Source organism: Candidatus Roizmanbacteria bacterium CG_4_9_14_0_2_um_filter_38_17 (genome assembly GCA_002788855.1).
In the GTDB taxonomy this organism is placed as follows: Bacteria; Patescibacteriota; Microgenomatia.
In genome coordinates this window covers 14,178-40,048 of sequence record PFSB01000011.1, presented here as the reverse complement: position 1 = coordinate 40,048, position 25,871 = coordinate 14,178, and the positions used below count along the sequence as shown (strand labels likewise).

The window sequence follows — 25,871 nt, the reverse complement described above, 5'->3', positions numbered from 1 at the left end:
ACAAATTGTTCCTAGGGGGTTGCGATCGTTTCTAGAACTTGTGGGTGGTGTTTCAGGAGTTCGTCTACTGCTATGTACGAACCAATGGCTGCGCATCCAGCTGCTATAAATGGGGCAATTGCCCACGCCCTGTGCACTTCTCCGCCTCCTATATTATTTACTGTTCCTCTGATGAGGATATTTGCTCCAGATGCAAAATTTATTCCCCTGTTTCTACCTTCTACATAACCTAGTGGATTTGGGGCTTGAATGCGGTCTTATTAAAGGTCCAGCCTTTAATAATTACGTCAATGAAGAATAAGAGTGAGTTTTTTTGGGCCTTATTTGCGGGGTTATTGTAAGGCTAAGCCTTACTTAGGACTGTTGGTGTAGAATGGGGGTGAGATGAAGGTGTTAATAGTTGAAGATGATAAGACACTTGCCAAAAACCTTAGAGATATTTTGCAGAAGGAAGGATTTGCGGTGGATGTTGCAATTACCAAAGAAACTGGGTTAGTTGAGGCAGAAGTTAATGAATATGACTGCTTGGTCTTGGATATTAATTTACCAGATGGAACTGGATTTGATCTTCTTACAAAACTACGAAAAGAAGGAAACAAAGCACCTACAATAATTGTTACAGCCCGTGGTCAACTGGAGGATAAGGTAAAAGGCTTAAATCTAGGAGCTGATGACTATATTCCTAAGCCTGTTGATTCTGCCGAGTTAATTGCTAGGATTCGCGCTGTCATACGGCGAAGCAGTAATAATCCCCTACCAGTTATACGTGTTGGTAGTTTAACTATTAAGCCCGCTGAACACGTGGCAATAATAAATGAAAAACAGCTTGACCTAACCGCCAAGGAGTTTGCTGTTTTGGAGTATCTGGGTACTCACAGCGGACAGGTAATAACTCGCACGATGCTCATGGAACATATCTGGGGAAGTGATTTTGAAACATTTTCTAATGTAGTTGATGTATATATTCGAAATCTAAGGCGAAAACTGGAAAAATATACAAAGAGTAAGCTCATAAAAACCATCCGCGGCAAAGGATATATATTAGGTAATAATGAAAAATAAGCTACTTATTAAGATTACCAGCACACTTAAAGGGAGATTAGCCTTATGGTATTTGGTATCATCCGGAGTTATTTTTCTGCTTTTTTCTATAGCTTTAAGCTTGTTGTTTTGGATAACACTTGAGCGCCAGATCGATCATCATGTGTTAATCGGTGTTAATGAAGCTAGGTCTATTGTGCAAAATTATCGTGGCAATGAGCGAGATAACCTTATTAAGAATTTGGTCAGTGGCCAAGGAATGACAGTTGTTGTGCTGTCACCTGATGGAGCTGCAGAACTTGAAACTAACAGCGTGGATGTGGCTTTATCAACTGAACACCAGCTGCAAAAAATCCTGGCTACAACAAAATTAAATGAAGAAAAACTAGTGCATTTTACGGAAGGAAATATTCGTTTTGCGGCAATGCCTGTCCAGGTGAAAAGTGGAAAAGGAATTGTTGCGGTAGGCTACTCTACTCAAATTCTTCATGCTACCTTTTATAGGGTGCTGGGTATTATTTTTGGAGTTATTATCTTTATTGTTTTGCCAATTACATATCTTGGTTACAAATTTATAAAAAAACAGCTGTCTCCATTGGAGAGTATAGCTGCACAAGCAAAAGAAGTTACTGGCACCACTTCTCTATCCCGAAGAATTAGCATATCTTCACCAACAAAGGAGCTAAAGATTATTCAAGATGCTTTAAATGTGATGCTCGGAAAGCTTGAGCAGATATTTAAAAATGAAAGAGAATTTTTTGCAGATGCTGCGCATACATTAAAGACACCTTTGGCTGTGATACGTTCTCAAGTTGAGAATATAAAGACTAGAGATTTGGCTCACCTTGAGATTCTTAAAGTAATAGATACGGCAAATGAAACAATTCAGGATCTGTTATTTCTGTCTCAAATTGAAAGCAGTCACCTAAAAATGGAGCATGTTTCGCTTAGTACAATAATGACCGATCTGTCTGAGCTTGCAGAAGCTTTAGGAGAGAGCAAAGAAATAGCAGTATTAGGCAATATACAAGAAAATGTAAACCTCTTAGCGGATAAGAAACTTCTAAAACGCGCTTTGGGTAACATTGTATATAACGCAGTTTCATATAATAAAACTAAGGGGAAAATTATCCTAAGTTTAACTAAGCGATCCGGTCGCATTGCAATTGCGATCAAAGACACAGGCATTGGTATTGGAAGGAACGACCAAGCACAGGCATTAGCACGTTTCTTTCGAGGATCCAATATAAAAAGTCCAGGCTCGGGACTAGGTTTGGCTATTTCACATTCTGCAATTTTGTCTTTAGGTGGAAAATTAACTATAAAATCCACACTTAATAAAGGAACAACTGTTTTAATTACGTTCTCCTAATGTTTCATCTTCTTTTCATCTTTGCTCTGTTAATCTCTTATTATGACTATTAAAGTTCTTCGTGCAAGCAAGAAAAAAGTAATTAGTAAATTTAGGAAACTTATAGCTGACACTAGTTTTTGGAAAGGCTTCTCGATTATATTACTGGCAATTTTGGTTTTGACTCAAGTTTTTGAAATTTCTATTACGCCAAAGTGGTTAGACACACGGATAGTTGCTGAACCCGATAATATAGATATAGATATTGACTCAATCTCAAAAGTTGTATTACCAGAAGAGGGTGTGACGCTTCCAGTTGCCTGGGGAGATTTTGGTAAACAGATGATTAGTGATGGAGTGATTGATGAGGCAAAGTTTAGAGCTTTGTTTGAAGGTGGTTTGACAACAAACGAGGAGCAGATGTTGACGGGAAATATGGATTCTCCGATTGTTCTAAATGAGAAAAACAGCCGGTATCTTTTAGATTTATTGTGGGCATTTGGACTCGCTAATAAAAATGATATCTTAGACAACGGAGAAATGACAGACGAACAGTATGATGGTGCCGGTAACTTTGCCTCGACTGGTGGCTGGTCGTTGGCTAAGGGCGCAGGAATTGATCATTACAGTATGCATTCTTATATAGTTTTAGATGCGAAACAACAGGCTTTGGTGGATAAGGTATCTTTAGGTATATTTAGGCCTTGCTGTGGTAACTCTACCCACTTTCCTGACTGCAATCACGGAATGGCAATGTTGGGACTTTTAGAGCTAATGGCAAAAAATGGCGCAACTGAAATTGAAATGTACAGTGTTGCTCTAAAGGTAAACTCCTTCTGGTTTCCCCAGACATACATTGATCTAGCCACATACTTTGAAGAGCAAGGAACTGATTGGGCTAGTGTAGATCCAGAGCTAGCTCTTAGCGCAGAGTACTCCAGTGCACAGGGGTATCAACAGACCAAACAACTAATTGAAAGCTTGCCCAAGCCGGAGCTTGGTGGTGGTGGTTGCGGAGCATAATAATATGACTAAAGACTGCTGTAACGATAAAAATACTAAGAATACAAAAAAAGGAATGGATCCATTTGTGATTGGAATAGTTGTTGCCACAGCGCTTCTACTCGTAGGTGTAATCTTCTTTGGATTAAAGGCGGGTGGGGCAACTACACCAGTTACCGTGGATAGCCAAGTGGAGTTAGCTGTTTTGAATGATACTCATGACTGGGGAGAGATAGATATTGATGGAGGGAAAGTGTCTAAATCATTTGCAATTGAGAATAAGGGAAGCTCGCCTCTTAAGTTATATAATGTAAACACGTCTTGTATGTGTACAACTGCTCAATTAAAAGTAGGTGACGAGTCGTCTGAAAGATATGGTATGCATACAAAAAGCTCTGACGTATTTGAAGTAAGTCCCGGTGAAATTGCCGAGCTTATAGTTGAGTTTGATCCAGCTTTTCATGGACCTAGCGGTGTTGGGGCTATCAGCCGTACCGTAACTCTGGAAACAAATGACGAGAATAACCCTACCCTATCGTTTCAACTAACGGCAAACGTGGTTAAAAGATAATGAATAAAAAAACAGTTATTATAGGAATTGCGGTAATACTTGGACTTGGTGGTATTTGGTATCTAGGCCAACAGCCAAAAAGCAGTAAGCAAGTCGCAATGGAACAAGATGGTGTTAAGGTTCAACTTGTATCTTCTGGGAAGTTTGCAGAACTTGCTGAGGATAAAACTGCATATCTGCTGGATGTACATACGCCAGAGCAGACACACATTCCCGGCACTGATGCTTTCATTTCCTATGATCAGATTGGTGAAAACAGAGATAAACTACCTGAGGACAAATCCACACCTATATTGGTCTATTGCCGTTCTGGTAGTATGAGCGCTCAAGCATCTGCCGAGATTGTTGAATTAGGATATACTAATGTCTATGACCTTGATGGAGGAACAGATGCTTATAAAGAGCAGCAAGTTTCAGTTTCTTTGTGGCCTTTGCAACAGGCATTGGGAACTGTAATTTATGGAGATGTAGCAACCACAAGTTTCACCCTAACCAACTATACTCCCCTACCTGTTAAAATCACTAGAGTCTCTACTTCGTGCGGCTGTACAAGTGCAAGCGTTGAAAATGAGGATTTAGGAGCCTATGAGAGCACGGTAGTTAATGTTTCATTTGATCCTGCCGTACACAAAAATGATACAGACTTAGGAGACTTGACTAGGACTATTTACATCGAAACAGATAATCCCAACTTCCCTAGGCTTGAGTCTAACATAACTGCAACTGTTATTAAGAAATCTTAAATGGATACGCTATTCCAGCTTTCTTTGTTGGCTTCCTTTATTGCTGGGATGGTAGCTCTATTTGCACCCTGTTGTATTACATTTCTTCTCCCAGCCTATTTTGCCAATATCTTTAAGGAGAAAAAGCGCGTTGTACTAATGACCTTTATTTATTCTCTGGGAATATTTACTGTCATGCTGCCAGTGGTTTTGGGGGCAAAAACGTTAAGTCTGATGTTCTTTAATCTTCACGATAAGACATATGTTATCGGTGGCCTATTCTTAGTTATTCTTGGATTTTTAACACTCCTAGGTCTAAAACTGCCAATGCCAAAATTCAAACAAACCAAACAGGCTGACGATCCTCTTTCAACTTATATACTTGGAATTATTTCGGGCATCACTAGCGCCTGCTGTGCTCCTGTCTTAATAGGAGTTATTACCTTATCTACACTAAGTCCAACGGTTGTCCAATCGCTCCTAGTGGGATTCTTTTATGTTCTAGGAATGGTAACACCTCTTTATCTAGCAAGTCTATTTATAGATAAACGTAATATCTTGGAAAGTCCCATTTTAAGAAAGCCATTTAGAGAAGTAAGTTTTATGGGTAAAGTACATATGATTACTGTTTCTAACTTAGTATCTTTTGTTATGTTTGTAGGAATTGGATTGCTTACAATATTTCTCTCTCTTTCAGGAAAACTTGCTATGGAGAGAAGCGAAGAAGGCGTTACAGACATGATTCAATCTGTAGCTTTATTTGTTACATCGGTTGTTCAAAGAATACCAGGGCTGGATATAGTATTTGTAGTGGTTGCCATATGGCTACTATATAAATTTATTAGATACATGGGAAAGAAAAATAGGTAACTGATTTATAATTTGTTTCATTCTTTATACTACAAGCTTAGCTTTTCGCAAAGTTAAGGCATTTACAACCACTACTACTGAGGACATGCTCATTAATAGTGCTCCTACTGCTGGGGTAAGTCTGAAACCAAAAGGGATAAAGAGGCCGGCTGCTGCTGGAATGGCTAGTATGTTATAGCCTAGTGCCCACCAGAGGTTCTGTACCATCTTAGAATATACTTTGCGAGACAAGACCACTAAGCGAACTATATGTTGAGGGTTACTCTGGGTTAAGACAATATCCCCTGCTTCCACAGCCACATCAGTTCCTGCTCCAATGGCTACTCCTACATTAGCCTGGGTTAGAGCTGGTGCATCGTTCACTCCATCCCCTGCCATGATTACGATATTTCCTTCGCTTTGTAGACTTTTAATATACTTATACTTATCCTTTGGTAAAACCTCTGCAAAAACTGTATCTATTCCCAGTTTTTTGGCAATGGGATCTGCAGCCTGTTTGGAGTCTCCTGTTAACATTGCTACCTTTAGACCGAGTCCATGTAGCTCTTTAATCGTTTGTTTGGACTCTTTTCTTAATTCATCAGCCAGCAATATTTCTCCCAGTACTATCTTATCCCAGACTACTGCTACCAAGATTGAGTTATGTTTACCAATAAAGTATTTTTTGCCATTTATTATCCCTTCAATTCCTCGTCCAGCAAGATTTTTTACACCTTCAACTTTCTGTAGTTTAATGCCCTTATTTTTGGCATACTTAACTATTGATTGGCCAATAACGTGTGTTGAATGAGATTCTAAGCTTGCAGCGATACTCATTAGCTGTTGACTACTTACTCCTTTAGCCTTAACTTCTGTTACGCCAAACTCTCCTTTTGTAAGGGTACCTGTCTTGTCTAGAACAATATAGTCTGCGTCTTTGACTACTTCAATCTTGGCCATATCTTTAATGAATACACCATTACTAACGGCAAGGCGTGTTGCAATGGTAGAAACAGTGGGAATGGCAAGACCCAAGGCATGAGGGCAAGCAATAACCAAAACGGTGATTGCAAGAGTTGCCGCAAATACAAATGGAGTTCCAATAATAACTGACCATATAAAGAGAGCTAGGATTGAAACAGTCAGGGCTGAAAATGTTAACCAGCGTGCAGCCTTATCTGCTAGCTTCTGGACAGATGGCTTGGTTTTTTTGGCTGTTGCTATTAAGGCCTGGATCTGTCCTATGGTGGAAGACTCCCCCACTCTTGTTAGCTTTACCTCTACTGATCCATCGATATTAATTGCGCCAGCAATGACTGCGTCGCCGACACTTTTCTTGATTGGTTTAGACTCCCCGGTTAAATGGGATTCATTAAAGTTTCCACTACCTGTAATAATTTCTCCATCGGCGGGCAACTTTTCGCCAGCTTTAACGAGAACAATATCTCCTTCTTTTAGTGACTCAACATCAACTTCTCTTACATCATTGCCTACTTTTAAGTGGGCTTGTTTTGGTAATAATTTTGCAACTTCTTTTAGGGCGTCTCCTGCAGCGGATGATGACTTAGCTTCCAAAAAGTGGCCAAATAATAAGACCCAGATTAAGGTAGAGATTTCAAGGTAAAACTCAACATCAAGTGCTGGTAGGAATGTGGAAAGTACGGAAAATAAGTAGCCAGCTCCTACCCCTAGGGAGACTAGGGTCATCATGCCATACTGCTTCATCTGGATTTCCATTTTGGCGTGTTGGAAAAATATTAGACCAAAATAAAATATTATCGAAGCAATGCCAAATTCAAGGAAAGGTCTAAAAGCAAAATCTGGAACACCAAGAAATTCAATTGCAGGCTTAGAAAATATTGCCAGTGGTACAAGCAGAGCCGTGACTATAAAAAAGCGTTTTAGAAAATCGGCGGCGGCTTCGGGTGTGGCCATTGAGGAAGCATGATCGTGCTCTATGTGTCCGGAATCAAGATCGCTTTTTTTAACTAAGTCCATTCCGCCACATTTGGGACACTTTCCAGGTTTGTCCTGTCTAATCTCAGGGTGCATGGTGCAAGTGTAGTAATCCTTGGTATTTGCCATATTTCTATTTAACCACAAAACAGATAAAGGTGCGATGAAAAGAAGTTAGTCTATAGAGCCCTTAATTAAAACTTAAGGGCCCTCCAAGAATAATTACTTACTCAACAATAAGAGTTCCTTCCATTCCCATTGCGCGGTGGTTTCCCACTGAACAATAGAAACTGTAAGTCCCTGCTTTGTCAGCAACGAATGTAATTACTTCTTTTTCTCCACTTTTAAGAACTTTGGTTTTGACACCAAACTCATCGATTACAAAGTCATGAGTACTATCCTCACTCATGAAAGTAACCTTGACAGTGTTCCCTTTTTTGACAGTCATAGTGTCAGTGTCAAATTTAAAATTTGAGCCAGTGACTGTAAATTCGTGTTCGATATTCATCATACCTTCCTCACCTTCCATAATGCTGGAATCCTCTTCCATCATTGGTTCTTCATTAGCTCTCTCCATCATTTCTTCTGGTGCGCTTACTGGTTTGTTTGAGAAAATTAAAAAACCGGCTAGGATTGCGATTACTACCCCTCCGATTATCATTACTTGTTTGCTCATAAATATCACCTCCAGACTAATATCATATATTGGTTGGCGTGTCATCCTCAAGGTAGGCAAGCTGGGATCCTATTTTGTCTAGTCTTTTAGTATTAACTAAAACTTTCCCTTCCACCTTATCTATCTTTTTACCAAGTCTTTCCTCAACTCCTCCAAGTTTTATATCAACTTCTTCAATTTTCTTCAACAGCTCCTGTTTTAGATCCGATTGTTCATTAATTATTGCTCTAAGCATTTGGTCAGTATCACTCATATTTTTTAGTATAGCATGTTAATTCCTCCACCATAATACAAGTCTCTCAGTTGTCATTAGCTAATTATGCAGTTAGCCCACCAGTCCAAGCCTACTCTAACCCCGACGAGGGTTGGAGTTAATCCTTAAGTGTGCGCTCAAACCCACTCCAGGAGTGGGTTGTGGGTTGTATAACATATCACCGCCTGATTATTCCTCCGATGATGCGGTGGAAGAAGACAAGATCTTGTTTATAGTATATTTCTTCATATCCATGAAATTCATTTACGTCCCCCTCTTGAGTATACTTATATTCCCAGTCGTTATCTTTAAAATTGTGTGGACCCCTGAAAGATAAAAATTCTTCTTCAGCCTCAGATATGGCTTTTTTGAGGAAACCAAATGTTTGGCTAGCTAGTTCCTCTTTTCCCTCGACCATTCCCCCGCCATACAAAGAAGACCAAAGGGGTTTATTATTTTGGCGGACCACTTCCATTCCACGGGAACGGATAAAACCTGTATAACTATCTCGATATGAAAATTCTCCTTCTGCAAAGACTAACTCATTAAATCCAGGTCGCTCTGGATTCTCCTCATACTTCCCTCCCCCAGCATAGGTAGCCTTCGCAGCTCTTTTGATAAACTGGAATAACTGTTTGTCCATACTGGGATTATATCACATTAACTTAGTCCAACCCCGAGGGTTGGAGTTGGTTATGCGCTTTCGCCTAGTACGGGAATTGCTTGAGCTGTATTGTGTATTTGTAGTTCAATGTCCCTAATTATAGCCGTCGTTATTATTGGACTTCCATCAGGTCTAGCTGCTTCATAGGCTTGAACTTCTGCCTGTGCTAGAACATTTAGTGGTAATGTTTTATCTCCTTCTTGTAACATATGTTCTCACCTCCTCTAGGATGTATTATACATCTCTTGGTTATTATACATCTCTAATGTGTATTTATGAAAGGTCCAGCCTTTCGTATCCTTAAGTGTGCGCTCACACCCACTCCAGGAGTGGGTTGTGGGTTGTACCCTTACCGAGCTGCTTGTATCTGAACTGTTGCTTGTAGGCTATTGTAAAAACTTGCTACCTGCTCTGTTCCGCTTGCAGCAAGGTCAGCTTCTGATAGATCAAATCCCATGTAGCATACACCATCTGCTGGTTCACACACATCAACAAACGCACATTTAACCTCGGTCTTAGGCAATCCCATTTGTTTTGCTAGCCATTTAGCATCATTTAAAATATCACACATAACATATCACCTCCTAACATTTGGCTTGATTATACGTCTTTGGTCTTTAAAGTCAAAATTTTTATTTATTGCTGTAGAGATTGGCGAAGGAGTCGAATTCTTGTGGCCCACTGGGCTGTGAGTGAGGTATGAGAAGGAGGGCTGCCATCATTATAATGGCTCCCAAGAGGAGTGGGAAAATGGCCTGCATCTTTGAACTGGATTCTTTCTCTATGGATGGCAAAAAATCGCTTGCTCCAAGATAAAGAAAAATACCAGCAGCAACAGCTAACATAGTTCCTACGATGGAATCCCCTACATTAAGATAAAACACTAAAAATGCTCCAATGATCGTGACCGATGCAGAAATTAGATTAACTATAATTATATTTTTGCGGTGCCAACCAGCTTTTAACAGTATTCCAAAGTCCCCAACTTCATGGGGAACTTCATGTAAAAAAGTTGAAATGGCAGTTATGAGTCCTAGCCCTGGTGCGAGTAAAAAGCTTACACCAATAGTTATTCCGTCTATAAAATTGTGAATAGTGTCACCAATAATAACTAAAGGAACTGATGATTTGTGGTGCTGATGGTGATGGCTGCTTTCTTCGTGATGGTGATGTAGATCAAAAAAGATGTGCTCGAAAACATATGTGGCTAGGAACGTAAGTAGCACAATGGTATAAGCATGCTCATTAACTAGCTCCACAGCCTCTGGCAGCAGTCCAACAAGAGCAACTGTGATGAGTACGCCAGCGGCAAATGGGATTGAATGTTTTTCGAGAGCTTGGGACCATTTTTTGTTGTATAGAAAGATAACTCCCCCAACTAGGGCGACTACACTTCCTAAGGTTGATAAGAGGAAAAGTTGAGTAATGTTGTTCACAAATCTATTATACAGGATGATGCAATAATTGGTATTGATATGAGTGCAATATTTAAGGACGGTCCTTAAATATTAAGTAGTTATTGATTACAAAGGTCAAGTTGGAGAACAGGCAGTAACACTTAATGGAGAAGTTGAAGAATTTAGCTTTACAGTACAAATTGAATCAAAAAGCCCATTTACTTCTCCATGGGTGATTGTTGTAATCAGCATACTTGCTTTACTACTTATTGCTCAAGCTGTTTGGTTCTTTATACTAAGGAAGAAATAAACAATCCGCAGGTAACTTTCGCTACCCACGGATTAATTTTAACCTACTCCAGTATCGCACTTGGCATTACTTTGCTCATTCTTTGTTTCTCAAAGTGCAGATCTCTTTCTATCCCTAGTCCAAACTTACCAACATAAGTTTTCAGCTCATTAAGAGAAAAGTATCCCCACTCGTCATTGTAATCACCAAATATCGATACAAATCCAAAGAACACCTTTGTTAACAATTTCATAATTTTCACCTCCTTTAAGGGGAATAAATTAGGGTCTTGCCCAGATAAGCGATTAGTTTTTCCAACCTATAAGGTTCTGTTAGTCGACAATTTTTAATTAGTTTTTTCACCATAATCATGGTATCACCTCTGTGGTTAAAACGCCATTCTGATTCTAGTAGATAAATTGAGAATAGACTTTTTGGTATTCCATTAAATTTTGATAATCTTCTTTTTGTAAAACTCCAGAAAGACTCAATCCCGTTAATGTGAGTCCCGTCTTCTTTTGCAAATTCATCGTCTTCATGTTTAACTTTTTTGTGATTGTAACCATAAACTACCAAAGCGTCATAGCTACTCCAGCCGTCAGTATAAATATCGGCACCCGTGGGATGATGCTTGTAAAAACCTTTCCCTGTCTTTTCAGAAGACCTAAAACAATAATCTTTCTACCAGCTCCCCTTCTTCTTTTACCTCTGACACGTTTTGCTCCAAAATAACTTTCATCAACCTCAATTCCGTTTGAGATTTTACTCTCTTTTCTTTCTAAAACTGCGGAGGAGATGACTATTTTTCGCAAAAAGTTAAAATACCTATCAACAGTTTTTCTGTTTACTCCCACTATTTTTGACGATTGAAATGCTGTGCAATCAACACAAAAACACTTGACTATAAGCCTTAGTTTTTGATCAGAAATTTTAATCCGTTTAATAAAGCTCCTTTTTGCCCTAATTAACGTCATTCTTTGATATTTTACACTACGTTAACTGGGCAAGACTCTAAATTAATAATCTGCAGTAGATTTTTATTCCTATCATGCAAAAAAAGTGGCATGGGGTGAAAATCAAACGAAAGTGTTCTGTCAAAAGTTTTTAACGAAGTGAAACGGAGAAAAAAAGGATCAAAGACACACCTTTTGACAGATGATTTTAACCCCATAAAATGAAGAAGCATGATAGGAAGAAAAGGGGGTTCTTAAGGGTCTGAGTCTAAAAAATTCTAAGTAATGGTTTGGAGTTATCTGTTAGGGTTTACTCTCCAAGCATTAGTTTGCATCGTTCAACAGTAAAATCTGTTGAGCCACTTTCTATTAACGAAAGACAATATTTCGTTGCATTTATATCGCTTTTAAGTTTTACGTTTTCAGATTTCTTAATAAGCAATGATTTAGTTATTGTTTCAAGTTCTTTCATAGTATTTTGATATTTAATCCACAAAACAGAAAGTCCAGCAAGGAGCACTATAAATACGATTGGTATGATTTTGGAAAGTGTGTTTTTGTTTGTCATAATATTATTGTAGGGTCTTATATTGGATTTAGGCTTGCCTCATATCTAAACCCCATCCCTACGGTTATAAAGACGAGGAAGAAGAAGTAATTTCCTCAAGTATATCTTTTGCTTCCTGTAAACTATAAATATTGGATTCAAAAAACGCTATCGGGCAAAAGGGGCTGTCAATATTGCAAAGCACTGGGGCTAATTCATTTGTTGCAAAGCAGTATGGGTTTTGTTGAGCCTCGGACATACTTGGACCTTTGGGAGTAGAAAATGTCTTTCCAGGTTGTTCTGGGAATTTCCTAGATTGGTAAGGGTTTATAAAATCTGATATTTTTCTTCCAGGTTCTGACACTTGGTCTTCCCTATATTGGCAAGAATGATTATATTCATGCATAGAGCGTATTTTAGCTCTAGCTCTTTATATTGTCAAATTGGGGTTAGCCGACGTAGTGGCGCTCTAAGGTGTGTACACGAAAGATGTCATTTGTAAGAACATCTTTATATGAGATCAAGCTAATGTCCCGCATTTCCATGATCATACGAACCCGCTCATCAAAGAGAGTCTTGAGCTGTAGCTGGCGACAGTCGCCACATTCTTCTATATCCCCATTCTCTTCGATAGGTTCGTAACTTGGCTGACAAGATAGCTCATATATTCCCTTTTTAATACGCTTTAATATTTTAATAAGATTAGCAGGGGTTACTCCATCTTCCCCGTTATTGCCATTAAATTTATCTATATAGTGAATTGAGCCAACGTTTCTCATAGGAACTCGTTCTGGCAAAAATCTGGAGATCTGCAGCGCGATGCTGGGATAGCGATGAATGTCTACATGGGTTGGAGATTTTCCAACAAGTTGATAGAACTTCTTCCATTGATTATTCATCTCCTCTACAAGACGATCTATCTTAAAAGGCGGTTCACCAAATCTAAGATGAAGTCCAAGTGAAATATTTGGATACTTATTTTTTACTGTTTCAATGGCTTCTATTGTTCTCTCTCCGCTTACTATAAGGGAAGCGCTTGTGAGCATTCCTAGTTCGTGAAGGGCAAAGATAGCACGGTTTACACCGTTGCATAATCCTAGATCGTCTCCGTTAATTATTAGATGTCTCATAATAATCAAGCATTAAAAAACCCCGGCGTTGCGGAGTTATTGGATTGCTTGTATCTGTAACATAAAGATGGTGTGAATATAGCATGGGGGTATAGGTGGGTCAATAACCTATAGGAAAACTGGATGCGTACGAAGTATGTCTTTTACTTGTTAACAGATCTGTCTTTAGCATAAACAGCGCTGCTAGCGCCCATATCTTCCACTTCATAGCCATGTTCATTTATCTCCCCGCGGAGAATATCTGCCTGTTTCCATTCCTTTTGTTTGCGATATTCCTGTCTTTTTTGTACTAATTTCTGAATTTTATCTGGTAAGTTTTTTAATTTAAGCCGGCCGTCGCTAACTTTATCTAGTTGTAATCCTAAAACTTTGTCCATTTTTAGTACGCTGGCATGCTTTGCTCCAGTTGGGTAATCTGAATTAACAGTTTCCCAGAGGACGGCCAGCGCTTCGGGCATGTTTAAATCATTGCAAATTGCAAGAGAGAATTTTGTCTCTAGTTCTTCTATTCCGTTTTCTCTCGGATCATCCCACTGACTAACCAGCTTCCCTAAGCGTATTCGCGTAGTACGGACACTTTTTAGCGCTTCCCATGTGAAATTTTGTTGCTTTCGGTAGTGGGCTGTTAGATAAAGATACCTAAGATCTAGTGGTTCAAATCCTTTTTCTATGATGTCCTCTATTTTGTAGACATTATCTAGGCTTTTGCTCATTTTTTTACCATTCACCAAAAGCATTTCATGATGAACCCAGTACTTTACAAACTCTCTCCCTGTAGCTCCTTCGCTTTGGGCAATTTCGTTCGGATGGTGAACGGCTATATGATCTACTCCACCAGTATGAATATCCAGAGTTGGCCCAAGGTACTGCATGCTCATAGCTGAGCACTCGATATGCCATCCCGGAAATCCGTCTCCCCAGGGGCTGTCCCAGTGCATGATATGGTCTTTGAATCTACCAACTCTTTTAAACCAAAGGGCAAAGTCTGCAGGATTTTTCTTGTGATCACCTGTTTGAACTTCTTCCCTAACCGCTGTTTTCTTTTCATCCATTTGTTGAGGATCAAGAGCGCCATAATTTTTGAATTTTGTGACGTTAAAATATACCGCCTCGGGCGTATCGTATGCATAATTTTTATCTACAAGTTGACTGACTAGCTTAATCTGTGCAAGAATATGCTCTGTCGCTTTGGCGATTATATTGGGCCTTTTAATATTGAGCATATCCATTGATCTATAGAAATGTTTTGTAAAGAAATCAACGACTTCATAGACGGATTTGTTGTGCTTTTTTGCTCCTTTTTCAAGCTTATCTTCCCCTTCATCCGCGTCTGAAACCAGATGCCCGACGTCAGTTACGTTTTGGACATGATTAACTTCATAATTAAAATATGATAGAGTTCTAGTTAGAATGTCATCGTTGACATATTTTCTTCCGTGTCCGATGTGTTCATAGTCGTATACAGTTGGTCCGCAAGTATAGAGGCCTACTTTTGGTGGGTTTAGTGGCTCAAATTCCTCAATTTTTCTACTTAGTGTGTTATATAGTTTCATCGCTCATTAGCCTCCGCCTTTTGTTTGGGCACCTTTGGATTCAGCCATTGCTCCTTGTCCTTTTTTAAGCAATTTGATCATAAATCCTTGTTTGGGTTTGGAAGTTGGCTGGGCTAATTCTCCCATAATAGACTCTCTTTGTTCTTTTTTTGCGTCAGCGGAGAGCTTTTCTTCTCTTATTTCTGTTGCTCGTTGCCTCATCTCCCCGTGTCTTTCGCGTTCTTCATTAGCCACTTCTTTAATGAACGCAGATATAGTAGATATTTCAGCTTCAGACTTTTCCTTATCAGCCGCTTTCATTTGTTCAAGCTTTAGCTCCCAGTCTTGATCTTTTTGTTGCTGAAGATTGCCGATTTGCTGTTGGCGTTTGGCTGGATCGGCAACAAGTCCTTGCTCTAACCTGCGGCCTACCTCTGCATCTTTTTCTCCTTGGATACCAGATACCTGTGAGAAAGGACTGAATCCAGCGGGCCTGTTTACATTTCCTGGCATATCAATATTTTACTACACAAAGCCTAATTCGAGTTTGGCTTTTTTGGACATCTTATCTGGCTCCCAGAGTGGATCGAAAGTAAGCTCTATTTTTACTTCAGAGACACCTTTCAGATTGCCAACTCTGTTCTTGATAGGATCAGAAATTTCTGAAAATAGTGGACAGCCCATGGTTGTAAGAGTCATCACAACCGTAACTTTAGTGCCTTTTATTTTAATATCATATATTAGCCCCAAATCATAGATGCTTACTCCTAATTCCGGATCAGGAATAGTTTTTAGGATTTTTGTAATATCTCCTTTGGTCATAGTTCACGACGGCCTTCTAGGGCTCTGCCTAATGTTATTTCGTCTGCAAATTCAACGCTGGAGCCAACAGGAAGACCATTGGCAAGGCGTGTTATTTTTAGTTTTTGTTTTAACTTAGTTTTGTCTGTTAGTTGTTTACTGATATACATTGCCGTAGCTTCCCCTTCCATGTCAGGATTTAGAGCCAAAATTAGCTCTTTGATAGCGCTTTTTGACAGGCGTTTAAGAAGCTGATCAATGTAAATGTCATCTGGTCCAATGTTGTTTAGGGGATCGATCCTGCCATGTAGGACGTGGTATTGGCCCTTATATCTTCCCATTTTTTCAAAGTTAAGTACGTCGATGGGTTGCTCAACAACAAGTAAAGTTGTCTCCTCGCGAGAGTTATCACCGCAAACATAACAGGGTTCGGATTCTGAAACGTTATAGCAGATGGAGCACTTGACTGTCCCCCTTTTTAGCTCTATAAGAGCATCGGCAAACTTTGTTAATTCATATTCTGGTACATTTACCAAATAAAAACCAAGACGTTGAGCTGATCTGGAGCCAATTCCCGGTAAACGCTCAAAAGCATCAATGACATTCTGTAATGGTTTAGGTAGCTTTGCCACGGTAAGTTATTGTAGCATGGAGGCGATAGTGGATGCAGTGGAGAAAATTGTAAACTTAGGGTCTTTTGCTAATTCTGGTTGGTTAATAGTATCTGCAACATAGACAGCTTCAAGCCTTGGGTCTTTCATCAAGGCTAATGCATCACGAATAAAGATGGCATGTGTCGCGGCAACAAAAATTCTTTTTGCGCCTTCTTCTTTTAAGATTTTCATTGCTTCAATAATAGTGCCACCAGAGGCCACCATATCATCGATGAGGATGATGTCCTTGTCCTTAGGATCTCCCATATGGCGCTGTCCATGGATTGCGCGCAAGGTGTGCAGCTGATCCAGATCGCGCTCTTTTTGGACAAAGCCGTACTGTCCTCCCCCAATTTTCTGGATAACATATCTAGATCGGTGTGCGCCATCTTGATCGGGTGAAAAGATTCCTAGATTGGACATGTCTAACTTGTGTTCTTTAATTAACTGTGCAACCATTTCAGGCAGTACGCTTTCGTGTTGTGTTTGCACTTTATTAAAAAATGACAACACATATTTGGAATGGATATCAAAAGTTAGAAGCTTCGTGAATCCAGACACTTCTAGGCATTTTGTAACAATAGAAGCGGATACTGATTCACCCTTGCGATGCTCCTTATCTTGCCGGGCATAGCCAAAATATGGCATGACTAAGGTGATTTCTTTAGCACCCGAGCGCTTGGCTGAGTCCGCAAATAAATATGACTCCATTAAGAACTTATCTGGTGGATTAGATGTTGATTGAACAAATACGATGTTCTCCCTCTCAACTTCCTCCTCAATACGCACCCGGCACTCCTGGTCGTCAAAGCGAATTATCTCAACTTTACCCAAAGTGGTATTAAGAGAATCCGCGACTTTTTGGGCTAGTGGTAAGTTTGACGTGCCTGAAAATATTTTCATAGCTTAAGTTCCCTCTTGCCAGCTGTTTAAGTATTTCTTTTGTTCAGGAGTCAAACGGTCAAACTTAACTCCCATAGCTTTAAGCTTTAAACTGGCAACTTCATTATCCAACTTTTTAGATAACTTGTAAACCTGTGGCTTTAGTTTTCCCCTGTTTTGGTAAAACCACTCAGCTGCTAATGCCTGGTTGGCAAAGCTCATATCCATAACCTCAGCTGGATGACCCTCGGCGGCCGCTAAATTAATAAGCCTTCCTTCTCCTAAAATATACACATGTTTTTTGCCAAGTGTGTACTCCATAGTATTTTCTCGTATTTCTTTTTTGGAGGAGGCTGCTTTTTCCAGCTTATTCATCTCTATCTCTACATTAAAGTGGCCGGAATTTGCGACTATTGCTCCGTCCTTCATGGCTTTTAGATGCTTTAGAGTAATAACTGATTTATCCCCTGTCAGGGTAACAAAAAGGTCACCAGTCTTTACAGCGATATTCATTGGCATTACCTCAAAGCCATCCATAGTTGCCTCAAGCGCTCTTATGGGGTCAACTTCTGTAACAATTACATGTGCGCCCATACCTTTTACGCGCGCTGCAAAGCCGCGACCGCACCAGCCATAGCCCGCCACGACCACTCTTTTGCCAGCGAGTAAAATATTGGTGGCCCGTAAAATCCCGTCGATGGTTGATTGACCTGTGCCGTAACGGTTATCGAACATGTATTTGGTGTATGAGTCGTTTACAGCGAGGACCGGAATTTTAAGAGCATTGTCGTTTGCCATAGCTTTGAGTCTGATGACGCCAGTTGTTGTTTCCTCGCTACTGCCATAAAAGGCCCAGTCTATTTTCAGTTTGTGTAAGGCTGTAACTAAATCGGCGCCGTCGTCCATTGTTATGTTTGGCTTTTTATCCAAGACACTTTTTAAGTGTTTGTAATATGTTTTATTGTCTTCTCCATGGATAGCAAAGACAGGTATTTTATAGTCTTTGACTAGTGATGCTGCTGTGTCGTCTTGGGTAGATAAAGGATTTGAGGCACACAAGTAAACATCGGCTCCCGCGCATTTCAAGGTGATCATAAGATTGGCGGTTTCGGTTGTAACGTGTAGACAGGCGCCAATTTTCAGCCCCTTTAAGGTCTTATTCTTAGAAAAACGCTCTCCTATTGTGGCAAGAACCGGCATACGTTGCTTTGCCCACAAGATGCGCTTCTTGCCTTCTGCTCTCAATTTTATATCTTTAATATCGTAGTCCACAATAATTTTGTCATTGTACCATATGAATCAATTGTTCTTACTCCGCAGGGTCCGTTCCGCCTGTGGAGTTGTAATTTTGTTTATATCTTTTATTAAATTGGGGAATAGTAAATTTGTGATTTATAGTTCCTAAGTGCTCAATGGCATAGGCAGCTGCGACTGCGCCCATTTGTCCGCAGACTTTTAATGATTGGCCATTGAGATATCCTGTTATAAAACCAGAACGATACGCATCCCCCGCTCCAGTCGGATCTATAACTTGTTGTACCTTTGCCGCCTTAATTTTAAATTCTTTCCCTGTTTTGTTATCTATAATAACTGATCCTTCGGGCCCAACGGTTTTGATAGTTGCTTTGAGATTGGGATTTTTAAATTGTAGTTTTTTAAGCTTTAGTTTTGATTTAATCAGATCAATTTCATAGTCATTTCCAAATAAAAGCTCAGCTCCCAATATGGCTTGTTTTAGTTGAGCTTTCCCCATCTGGGGTATATAAAAAGCTGGGTCAAAAGCGTAGGCAAGATTAAGCTCTCTGCATTCTTTGGCCCAATTTAACATTGCCTGGTAATTCTGGGGAGCAATAATAACAAACGGCTTCTTGGGTTTTTGCTTACTTATTACTTTTTTTGCTAATTTGACAAAACTTAGATTTTTCGTTGCATTACCTGCTCCGGCTGCATACCCCCAGATCTGATTATCTGACTTGTCTGTCATCACAAAACCCACACAGCAAGGCTTACCAGGAATTTGCAAGACGCTACTTGTATCTACTCCGACTGCCTTTAGATAAGCATTGATCTGGTCAAAATCATCGCCAGCTGTTGTCACTAAATATGGATATGTGCCAAGCAAGCCTAAGCTATATGCTTGGTTAGCTGCTGTTCCACCTATTTGCTTGGTTACCTCCTCAATATTAAAAGAGATATTCAGCTTGTGAATATTTGCAGGATTAATATGATTAGCAAACAAGCCATCATAATCCATGATATGATCAAACCCTACTGTTCCTGTAACTATTATCATAATAATTTTCATCTAAGGACGGTCCTTAGATAGGCTTACTGGCCGAGAAGGCCTCCCATGCCTCCAGACATGGAAGCAAATTGACGAGCTGCTACAGTTTGAGCCTCTTTGATAGCACGCTCGACCGCTTTTTTGACGCGGCTACTTTCAACTCCGTCTATGGTTAATGACTTAATTTTCTGATCACCTGTCATCACAATTTCTACTCCATCCTCATTAATCTCAATAGTTTGCCCAGAGAGAGCTTTTTGCATCTCTTGAGCCTGTTTTCTTAGTTTATTTAAATCTCCTAAACCTTTTAAAGGATTCTGCATATTTATTCACCTCCTAGAATCACATTCCCCTCTGGGGGAATAGTGAGCTCTAGATCCCGCAAAAGCGGGACCCCTACCTAATTTCCTTTGGTGTCAACCTATATCACTCCGGGAGTGTGATTTACACCAATCAATCACTGCTAATTCTAATGGCATTTGGGGAATGGTCGCAAACTTTTCATCGCGTGAAGCTTGCTCAAGCACGCGCATAAGCTTAATAAGTTCAGAATCTTGAATCTTGATTCTTGAATCTTGAATCTCAATAATTCCATGGCTTGCTAGAAACTGTTGATGGAGGGCATCGAGCGTTGCTTTGGTAAGCCAAGAAGGGTCAATTCCATCGTTAACTCTGGAATTGATATACTCGATTAGTTTTGAGGCATCTTTCTTACCTAAAAGAATAATAAATTTATCCACTTCTCCCCGACCAGTTCCTGCTACTTTGGCTAGTAACTCATTAGTTATAGTTGTATCTTTACTTGATGCTTCTTCTAATATTTTTGTGGCATCGCGAAAAGACCCATCGGCAACATCTACAATGCTCAGTAGTACCTCGTTGGTAACTGTTAATTTTTCACCAACTACTACTCTCTTCAGAGAGCGTACGATCTCCTCGGCACTTGCTTTGGGAAAAACTACTTCGATGCAACGACTTTTGATGGTTTCTGGTAGTTTATGTGCTTCGGTGGTGGCGAGGATAAATACGGCGTGTTTTGGTGGCTCTTCAAGAGTTTTTAGAAGCGCGTTAAAAGCTTCTTTTGTTAACATGTGCACCTCGTCAATAATATATATCTTATAATCCCCCGAAGAGGGAGAAAGACCTATTTTGTCTCGAAGATCTCTAATTTGATCAATTCCTCGGTTTGAGGCTGCATCAATCTCGAAGACATCCATGTGGCGATTAGCTTTAACAGATATACAGGAATCACAGTTATTACAGGGCTCACCATTTTTGGTTCTTTTTTTACAGTTAATGAACTTTGCAATAATTCTGGCTGCGCTTGTCTTACCAGCACCCCTGGGGCCTGTGAAAAGAAAGGCATGGGGTAAGCTCGCACTTTTAAGAATGTTTGCAAGTCTATCACGGACAGAAAGCAAGTCTAATTCATCGATTAATTGTGGTCTATATTTTAAGTAGTACATAACTTATTTACACCGTGTCTTACTAACATTTCTAAGGTTTCGGAAATTGTTTCTTTGCGTTCTTTGGCTAATTCTTGTGCCAGGGGATATGCGATTATTACATCGCCTAAGTAATGCTGTTGAAGATCAAGTTCTGGAAATGTGACTTTAGTTGGCTCAATTTGAGAAAAAGAAAGTACTGGAGTTGGACCTTCCTTGTTACGGTATTTTTTGTTAAGGCTTGCTAGGGTTTGGTTGTCTGCAATAGTCACTTGAACTAAGCTATCCTCCGGCTGGCCTGCTAGTTCTTCTTTGGCAGTTTTTGTAAGCCTGTCTGTATCTACCATGTATTTTGTTTTTATTACAACGTTCATAGTGTTTTAATAATTTCTATTACCTGGTTGAGGGTTAGGATTGTGTGCTTCATATCTGGATTTTTTGCTGAGCCATTTAGAAGCATTGTTTTTGACGCATGCAAGAACCAGTCAGCTTGAGGGTCTTTAGATTTAAGAGCTTCGTAAAGCTTGGTGAGATCTATAGAACCTTTTTCATTTTTCATTAAGTTTGGAGGTGGAACTTTAATGTTTATATTTTTTAGCTGTGGATGACGCCGAACGACTAGTTTATATCCTCTTTTTTGAGCAATATCATTGACCTGGCTATTTTTAGTTTCTACTCCTATTGCTTTGCCAAATGGAGAATTGAAGATAATCCCGTCTCTTTCAAGAGTATCTTCTGCATCAACCTTGCTTACCATAGTTGTGTAGATTGCATCCAAGAGTTTAAGCCCCATTTGAAGCACATATTCATCTTGATCACGGTACAACAATTTCCAGCCATTTAAGATTTCTTCTACCCTAAAATCCAGGTAATCTGCTTGGGCATCTGGATAGTGTACTTCCTGGAAATGATCCGTCTGGGTTACCACCTCTGCTATACGTGAGAGAGCTTCTTTGTTCCATACTAATTTTGAAATATGAACTGTTGAGCCTACAATTTGAATTTCTGATGCTGGCACAAAATCTCTGTGACCGTTTTTAATTAAGTAGTCTAGGGTAATTCGCGAAGCGCAAGTATAATCCCCTGCCTGGTGATGATCGAGTTTGCCGCTACCTGTATCGACGTGGAGGACGTTTGGGTCATGATCTGGATCACCATTATCTATAGTTTTACCAGCTGGCACAAAAGCAAATTCTGCCGTCTGCCAATTTGGTAACCACCGAACGAGCAACCAGATAGAGGTAACTGCATCCAGGTCCGGGTTCATATGAGTTACTATTTTTCGCATGGCAAATTAGTATAGCATATGAGCGATAAAAGTATATAATTGAAAATGTGAAGAGGCATATTATTATTGGAGGTTTGTCTTTGTTATTGCTCATTACTGGGATGCTTTTATACCTACAGTTTTTTGATCAGGATGAAGCTTTGCTTTCCCCGATTGGTAAAGAAGTGGCAAAGGTTAGTAGGCCTTTGGTGAAGTACACATTTGAAAATTTAAAAAATTACAATGCGGCTTCGACGCTGATAAGATTAAAGGAAGTGTTGAAAGAGGAAGATGACTATACTAGTTATTTGTTCACATACTTGAGTGACAATAAGCAAGTTTCTGGACTTGCAAACATCCCGGTGGGAAGTGGTCCATTTCCTGTGATAGTAATGCTTAGAGGTTTTGTGCCTCTAGAGATTTATGAAACAGGGATTGGAACAAATCATTCCGCCGAAGCTATTGCAGAAGCTGGATATATAACACTGGCTCCAGATTTTTTAGGATATGGGCAGTCTGCTTCTCCTTCTGCTGATGTTTTTGAAGAGAGGTTTGAAAAGAATACAACGGTTTTAGATTTATTGGCATCGATCCCAACTCTTGAAAAAGCTGATGCAAATAGAGTAGGAATTTGGGGACACTCTAATGGAGGTCAGATAGCTATCTCTATTCTTGAAATAATGAATAAGCCATATCCAACGGTACTTTGGGCGCCAGTGTCTAAACCTTTCCCTTACTCGATTCTTTATTTTACAGATGAGTATGATGATGGTGGCAAGGCTTTGCGCAAGATGCTGACCCAATTTGAAGAAAAATATAATGTCTTTTATTATGATCCAGCTAATTACTATAGATGGATAAATAAGGAGACGCCAATACAGCTTCATCAAGGAAGAGTTGATGAGGAAGTGCCAGTTGCCTGGTCGGATAAGTTGTATAAGGACTTTCAAGATGAAGAGTTGGACATAGCCTACTTTACTTATTCACAAGAAAATCACAACTTTACCCAAGGTCAGTGGCCAACAACGATTGCCAGAACTATTGAGTTTTTTGACGAGAAACTTAAATAATGACCTTGCAGGCGGAACGGACCCTGTCGGTGCACTGCCTAAGATATTCTATTAAGAACATATTTATTTATAGCATTTAAAATATATGTGGTATTATTTTTATTGTGGAAAAAAGTATTTTTGAAAAAATAGCTGATAGGGAAATTCCAGGATATATAGTTTGGGAGGATGAGGAGTTTATGGCTTTTTTGGATATTAATCCACTGGCTAGAGGGCATACTTTGGTTATTCCTAAAACAAATATAGGCGACTATATTTTTGAAATAGAAAAAGCTCAATACTTAAGATTAATGACTGCTTCAAGAAAAGTTGCAAGGTTATTAAAGTCAAAACTAGAGTGTGAACGTGTGGTGATGATGATTGAGGGTTTTGAGGTTCCCCATGTGCACATAAAGTTAATTCCTTCACAGGGAATTGGGACGCCGAGTAACAAGTCACTGCAGTTAAGCGAACAAGAATTAAAAGCTATTCAGAAACAGATTACTTCCTATTAATATAGCTGGAGATTGAGGACGCGAGAAAAGTGTTTGGCGTTTTTTGTGACCATAACTAATCCGTGCGCTTTACAAGTGGCAGCGATTAATATATCCAGGTCCTTTATTACGTTGCCTTCTTGCTTAAGGTGGAGTCGAATTTGACCAAACTGTTTTGATATTTCTTCATCCAAGCCGTAAATAAATGATAAGCCATTAAAAAAATCCTTTATCCCCTCTGCTTCTTTGGATGCCTCACCTATTCTATAAATTCCTTCATGGAGCTCAGCTAAACATACATAGCTCGAGACGAGTTCTCCACTAAGTGAAAGAACGCTTTCCACTGTCTGCTTGTTACCTTGGAGAAAATCGATAATAGTAGACGTTTCAATAAAGTACCGCATTACAGCTTAATTGCTTTTGCACGTGACTTCTTTTTAAGTGAACTCTTCCATAAATTGCCATCATCAAGACTGGTAGTAGCCCAACTTCCAGCAGATTTTTTAAGGATCTTGCGCTTTTCTTCTGGAGCAGAAGAGAGAATTGCAAATGGCGCCCCTCCCTTGGTAAGAATAAGTGGTGAACTTATAGCAAAGTCATCGGTTAGTTCACCAAAGTTTCTGCGCAGTTCTGTGATAGAGATAATTCGTCCATACATACTGATTATGTATACATAATTTCATGCACTTTATCAATCATTATAATGCATGGTAATTATTCAATGTGTATGTAAATTAAAAAAGTTGGATCTTTGGACTGTGATTAAGCTCTGCGCAACCCCCGAGGTTGTTATTTCTTGAGTTTTGAGAGGAGTTGGGAGATGGATAATAGTTCGGATCTGTCACTATCTCGGCGTTTGTATTCTATTTTGTCACCCGTGCGCTCGGAGATAACCAGGCGAACTGGGATGCCTATAAGATCCGCATCTGCAAATTTTGCTCCAGCTGAAACATCCTTGCGATCATCGTAGAGCACCTGCCACTTGATACCCTGGAGTACCTTATATAACTCATCTGCCTTGGAGGTGTCTTTGTTTAGATTAATTAGATATACCTGAAATGGGGCTACACTATCTGGCCAGATGATGCCTTTATCATCGTGATGAGCTTCAACTATAGTAGCAAGGGTCCGACCAATACCAATTCCATAGCAACCCATGTAATATTTTTGGGGTGATCCTTCCTCACCTGCAAATGTGGCATTGTCCATCTTATTTGAATAGTGATACCCAAGCTGGAAAATATTACCTACCTCTATACCAAGTTTTTCAATAAGTTTGCCTTTGTATTTATTTTTATCTACAACGTCTTCGTGAGCCGCGTATTTTCCGTCCTCACTTATAAAAAATTTGCTCTCACCTGCCTCACTTTCTACAACAAACTCGTGACAATATTCTCCTCCAATGTAACCGTTGTCTGATTCCACAACTACTGTGTCTAAGCCTACTCGTTTATAGATACGAGAGTATGTATCCCACATATTTTTGTATTCTTTTTTAAAATCTTCCTCATTAGCATGAAATGAATAGGCATCTTTCATAAGGAATTCGCGGACACGAAGGAGGCCTCCCCGAGCTCTTAGTTCATCCCGAAACTTCTGAGAGAATTGGTAAATATTAAAAGGTAAATCTCGGTAAGAGATCTGGAATTTTCGGACAACGTCAACAAACATTTCCTCTGCTGTTCCTCCTAAAGCAAACTCAGCTCCACGTCGATCTTTAAGAGTAGTAAGCTCAAAGCTGGCGGTGTCTGTGCGGTTGGTTTCTTTCCAGAGCTCCAATGGATGCAACACTGGGGCGATCATTTCCTGTGCTCCAGCCTTATTCATCTCCTCACGAATGATGTTTATTATTTTACTTCTGACGAGGTTTCCTAGAGGCAAAAAGAAGTAACGACCAGCTGTCGACTCACGGACAAATCCAGCTTGGTGCAATAGTCTATGAGAAGCTGCTTTCATATCACTTTGTGGCTCCTTTATGGTTTTTCCGAATAGTTTTGAATATTTCATATGGCTTGATTATATCAGTTAGTAATAATTAACTCACTGTTTATATATAAAATAAA

33 protein-coding genes and 1 pseudogene are annotated in these 25,871 nt (G+C 39.6%); 8 read left to right on the top strand and 26 right to left on the bottom strand.

Annotated elements, in window-relative coordinates:
* Nucleotides 1-384 precede the first annotated feature (384 nt).
* From CO050_02595 to CO050_02570, 6 genes are read left to right on the top strand one after another with little or no spacing between them, the layout of a single operon-like run.
* Nucleotides 385-1,062, top strand: coding sequence for a DNA-binding response regulator (locus CO050_02595; protein ID PJC31676.1), 678 nt, complete (start codon nucleotides 385-387; stop codon nucleotides 1,060-1,062).
* Complete coding sequence (locus CO050_02590) at nucleotides 1,052-2,413, top strand: hypothetical protein (GenBank protein PJC31675.1); 1,362 nt, start codon at nucleotides 1,052-1,054, stop codon at nucleotides 2,411-2,413. The genes CO050_02595 and CO050_02590 overlap by 11 nt, the downstream gene beginning before the upstream one ends.
* A gap of 42 nt (nucleotides 2,414-2,455) precedes the next feature.
* Nucleotides 2,456-3,415, top strand: coding sequence for a hypothetical protein (locus tag CO050_02585; protein PJC31674.1), 960 nt, complete (start codon nucleotides 2,456-2,458; stop codon nucleotides 3,413-3,415).
* 4 nt (nucleotides 3,416-3,419) lie between these two features.
* Entirely contained in the window at nucleotides 3,420-3,965 is a 546-nt protein-coding gene (locus CO050_02580) for a hypothetical protein (GenBank protein ID PJC31673.1), read from the top strand.
* Complete coding sequence (locus CO050_02575) at nucleotides 3,965-4,708, top strand: hypothetical protein (protein ID PJC31672.1); 744 nt, start codon at nucleotides 3,965-3,967, stop codon at nucleotides 4,706-4,708. The genes CO050_02580 and CO050_02575 overlap by 1 nt, the downstream gene beginning before the upstream one ends.
* On the top strand, nucleotides 4,709-5,557 hold the full coding sequence (locus CO050_02570; GenBank protein PJC31671.1) for a hypothetical protein: 849 nt from the start codon (nucleotides 4,709-4,711) through the stop codon (nucleotides 5,555-5,557). It abuts the gene before it with no gap.
* 24 nt (nucleotides 5,558-5,581) lie between these two features.
* On the opposite strand, the gene CO050_02565 is transcribed toward CO050_02570, so the two are convergent.
* The 23 genes and pseudogenes from CO050_02565 to CO050_02455 all read right to left on the bottom strand — a co-directional run bounded on the left by CO050_02565 (nucleotide 5,582) and on the right by CO050_02455 (nucleotide 22,286).
* Nucleotides 5,582-7,621, bottom strand: a complete 2,040-nt coding sequence (locus CO050_02565; protein ID PJC31670.1) for a heavy metal translocating P-type ATPase — start codon at nucleotides 7,619-7,621, stop codon at nucleotides 5,582-5,584.
* Nucleotides 7,622-7,718: 97 nt separating this feature from the next.
* Nucleotides 7,719-8,213 (bottom strand): hypothetical protein, encoded by a 495-nt coding sequence (locus tag CO050_02560; GenBank protein ID PJC31669.1) that lies wholly within the window; start codon nucleotides 8,211-8,213, stop codon nucleotides 7,719-7,721.
* Nucleotides 8,191-8,421, bottom strand: coding sequence for a hypothetical protein (locus CO050_02555; GenBank protein ID PJC31668.1), 231 nt, complete (start codon nucleotides 8,419-8,421; stop codon nucleotides 8,191-8,193). Before CO050_02555 ends, CO050_02560 begins: the two co-directional genes overlap by 23 nt.
* 178 nt (nucleotides 8,422-8,599) lie before the next feature.
* Entirely contained in the window at nucleotides 8,600-9,064 is a 465-nt protein-coding gene (locus CO050_02550; protein PJC31667.1) for a hypothetical protein, read from the bottom strand.
* A gap of 50 nt (nucleotides 9,065-9,114) precedes the next feature.
* Nucleotides 9,115-9,294, bottom strand: coding sequence for a hypothetical protein (locus CO050_02545; GenBank protein PJC31666.1), 180 nt, complete (start codon nucleotides 9,292-9,294; stop codon nucleotides 9,115-9,117).
* Between the two features lie 140 nt (nucleotides 9,295-9,434).
* Entirely contained in the window at nucleotides 9,435-9,656 is a 222-nt protein-coding gene (locus CO050_02540) for a hypothetical protein (GenBank protein PJC31665.1), read from the bottom strand.
* A 61-nt stretch (nucleotides 9,657-9,717) separates the two neighbouring features.
* Nucleotides 9,718-10,560, bottom strand: a complete 843-nt coding sequence (locus CO050_02535; protein PJC31664.1) for a hypothetical protein — start codon at nucleotides 10,558-10,560, stop codon at nucleotides 9,718-9,720.
* Nucleotides 10,561-10,835: 275 nt separating this feature from the next.
* Entirely contained in the window at nucleotides 10,836-11,024 is a 189-nt protein-coding gene (locus CO050_02530; GenBank protein ID PJC31663.1) for a hypothetical protein, read from the bottom strand.
* Nucleotides 11,025-11,146: 122 nt separating this feature from the next.
* Nucleotides 11,147-11,745: pseudogene (locus tag CO050_02525) on the bottom strand (IS1595 family transposase).
* Nucleotides 11,746-12,034: 289 nt separating this feature from the next.
* Entirely contained in the window at nucleotides 12,035-12,292 is a 258-nt protein-coding gene (locus CO050_02520) for a hypothetical protein (protein PJC31662.1), read from the bottom strand.
* A gap of 64 nt (nucleotides 12,293-12,356) precedes the next feature.
* Nucleotides 12,357-12,677 (bottom strand): hypothetical protein, encoded by a 321-nt coding sequence (locus CO050_02515; protein ID PJC31661.1) that lies wholly within the window; start codon nucleotides 12,675-12,677, stop codon nucleotides 12,357-12,359.
* Between the two features lie 43 nt (nucleotides 12,678-12,720).
* A complete protein-coding gene (locus CO050_02510) occupies nucleotides 12,721-13,401 on the bottom strand; it encodes a hypothetical protein (protein ID PJC31660.1) in 681 nt (226 codons plus the stop codon).
* A 143-nt stretch (nucleotides 13,402-13,544) separates the two neighbouring features.
* Nucleotides 13,545-14,954 (bottom strand): cysteine--tRNA ligase, encoded by a 1,410-nt coding sequence (locus CO050_02505; GenBank protein PJC31659.1) that lies wholly within the window; start codon nucleotides 14,952-14,954, stop codon nucleotides 13,545-13,547.
* Nucleotides 14,955-14,960: 6 nt separating this feature from the next.
* Complete coding sequence (locus CO050_02500) at nucleotides 14,961-15,446, bottom strand: hypothetical protein (protein ID PJC31658.1); 486 nt, start codon at nucleotides 15,444-15,446, stop codon at nucleotides 14,961-14,963.
* A gap of 12 nt (nucleotides 15,447-15,458) precedes the next feature.
* The gene (locus tag CO050_02495; GenBank protein PJC31657.1) at nucleotides 15,459-15,755 is read right to left on the bottom strand and encodes an aromatic ring hydroxylase; all 297 of its coding nucleotides are present in this window, start codon (nucleotides 15,753-15,755) and stop codon (nucleotides 15,459-15,461) included.
* Nucleotides 15,752-16,366 (bottom strand): recombination protein RecR, encoded by a 615-nt coding sequence (locus CO050_02490; protein ID PJC31656.1) that lies wholly within the window; start codon nucleotides 16,364-16,366, stop codon nucleotides 15,752-15,754. The genes CO050_02495 and CO050_02490 overlap by 4 nt, the downstream gene beginning before the upstream one ends.
* A 6-nt stretch (nucleotides 16,367-16,372) precedes the next feature.
* Nucleotides 16,373-17,290, bottom strand: coding sequence for a hypothetical protein (locus CO050_02485; GenBank protein PJC31655.1), 918 nt, complete (start codon nucleotides 17,288-17,290; stop codon nucleotides 16,373-16,375).
* 3 nt (nucleotides 17,291-17,293) lie between these two features.
* Complete coding sequence (locus CO050_02480; protein PJC31654.1) at nucleotides 17,294-18,541, bottom strand: adenosylhomocysteinase; 1,248 nt, start codon at nucleotides 18,539-18,541, stop codon at nucleotides 17,294-17,296.
* Between the two features lie 37 nt (nucleotides 18,542-18,578).
* A complete protein-coding gene (locus CO050_02475) occupies nucleotides 18,579-19,574 on the bottom strand; it encodes a hypothetical protein (GenBank protein ID PJC31653.1) in 996 nt (331 codons plus the stop codon).
* A 23-nt stretch (nucleotides 19,575-19,597) separates the two neighbouring features.
* Complete coding sequence (locus tag CO050_02470) at nucleotides 19,598-19,876, bottom strand: hypothetical protein (GenBank protein ID PJC31652.1); 279 nt, start codon at nucleotides 19,874-19,876, stop codon at nucleotides 19,598-19,600.
* Between the two features lie 93 nt (nucleotides 19,877-19,969).
* Nucleotides 19,970-21,019, bottom strand: a complete 1,050-nt coding sequence (dnaX, locus tag CO050_02465; GenBank protein ID PJC31651.1) for a DNA polymerase III, subunit gamma and tau — start codon at nucleotides 21,017-21,019, stop codon at nucleotides 19,970-19,972.
* Nucleotides 21,007-21,372 (bottom strand): rRNA maturation RNase YbeY, encoded by a 366-nt coding sequence (gene ybeY / locus CO050_02460; GenBank protein ID PJC31650.1) that lies wholly within the window; start codon nucleotides 21,370-21,372, stop codon nucleotides 21,007-21,009. The genes dnaX and ybeY overlap by 13 nt, the downstream gene beginning before the upstream one ends.
* Nucleotides 21,369-22,286 (bottom strand): hypothetical protein, encoded by a 918-nt coding sequence (locus CO050_02455; protein ID PJC31649.1) that lies wholly within the window; start codon nucleotides 22,284-22,286, stop codon nucleotides 21,369-21,371. Before CO050_02455 ends, ybeY begins: the two co-directional genes overlap by 4 nt.
* 47 nt (nucleotides 22,287-22,333) lie before the next feature.
* Here CO050_02455 and CO050_02450 point away from each other — a divergent pair, with 47 nt between their 5' ends.
* Together CO050_02450 and CO050_02445 are read left to right on the top strand one after the other, a co-directional pair.
* The gene (locus CO050_02450; GenBank protein PJC31648.1) at nucleotides 22,334-23,335 is read left to right on the top strand and encodes a hypothetical protein; all 1,002 of its coding nucleotides are present in this window, start codon (nucleotides 22,334-22,336) and stop codon (nucleotides 23,333-23,335) included.
* A gap of 104 nt (nucleotides 23,336-23,439) precedes the next feature.
* On the top strand, nucleotides 23,440-23,829 hold the full coding sequence (locus CO050_02445) for an HIT family protein (protein ID PJC31647.1): 390 nt from the start codon (nucleotides 23,440-23,442) through the stop codon (nucleotides 23,827-23,829).
* Here CO050_02445 and CO050_02440 read toward each other — a convergent pair.
* From CO050_02440 to CO050_02430, 3 genes are all read right to left on the bottom strand, one after another.
* Nucleotides 23,826-24,212: a hypothetical protein gene (locus CO050_02440; GenBank protein ID PJC31646.1), complete on the bottom strand. Its 387-nt coding sequence runs from the start codon at nucleotides 24,210-24,212 to the stop codon at nucleotides 23,826-23,828. The genes CO050_02445 and CO050_02440 overlap by 4 nt on opposite strands.
* Nucleotides 24,212-24,466, bottom strand: a complete 255-nt coding sequence (locus tag CO050_02435; protein PJC31645.1) for a hypothetical protein — start codon at nucleotides 24,464-24,466, stop codon at nucleotides 24,212-24,214. Before CO050_02435 ends, CO050_02440 begins: the two co-directional genes overlap by 1 nt.
* Before the next feature lie 131 nt (nucleotides 24,467-24,597).
* Entirely contained in the window at nucleotides 24,598-25,815 is a 1,218-nt protein-coding gene (locus tag CO050_02430; GenBank protein PJC31644.1) for a hypothetical protein, read from the bottom strand.
* Between the last annotated feature and the right edge of the window lie 56 nt (nucleotides 25,816-25,871).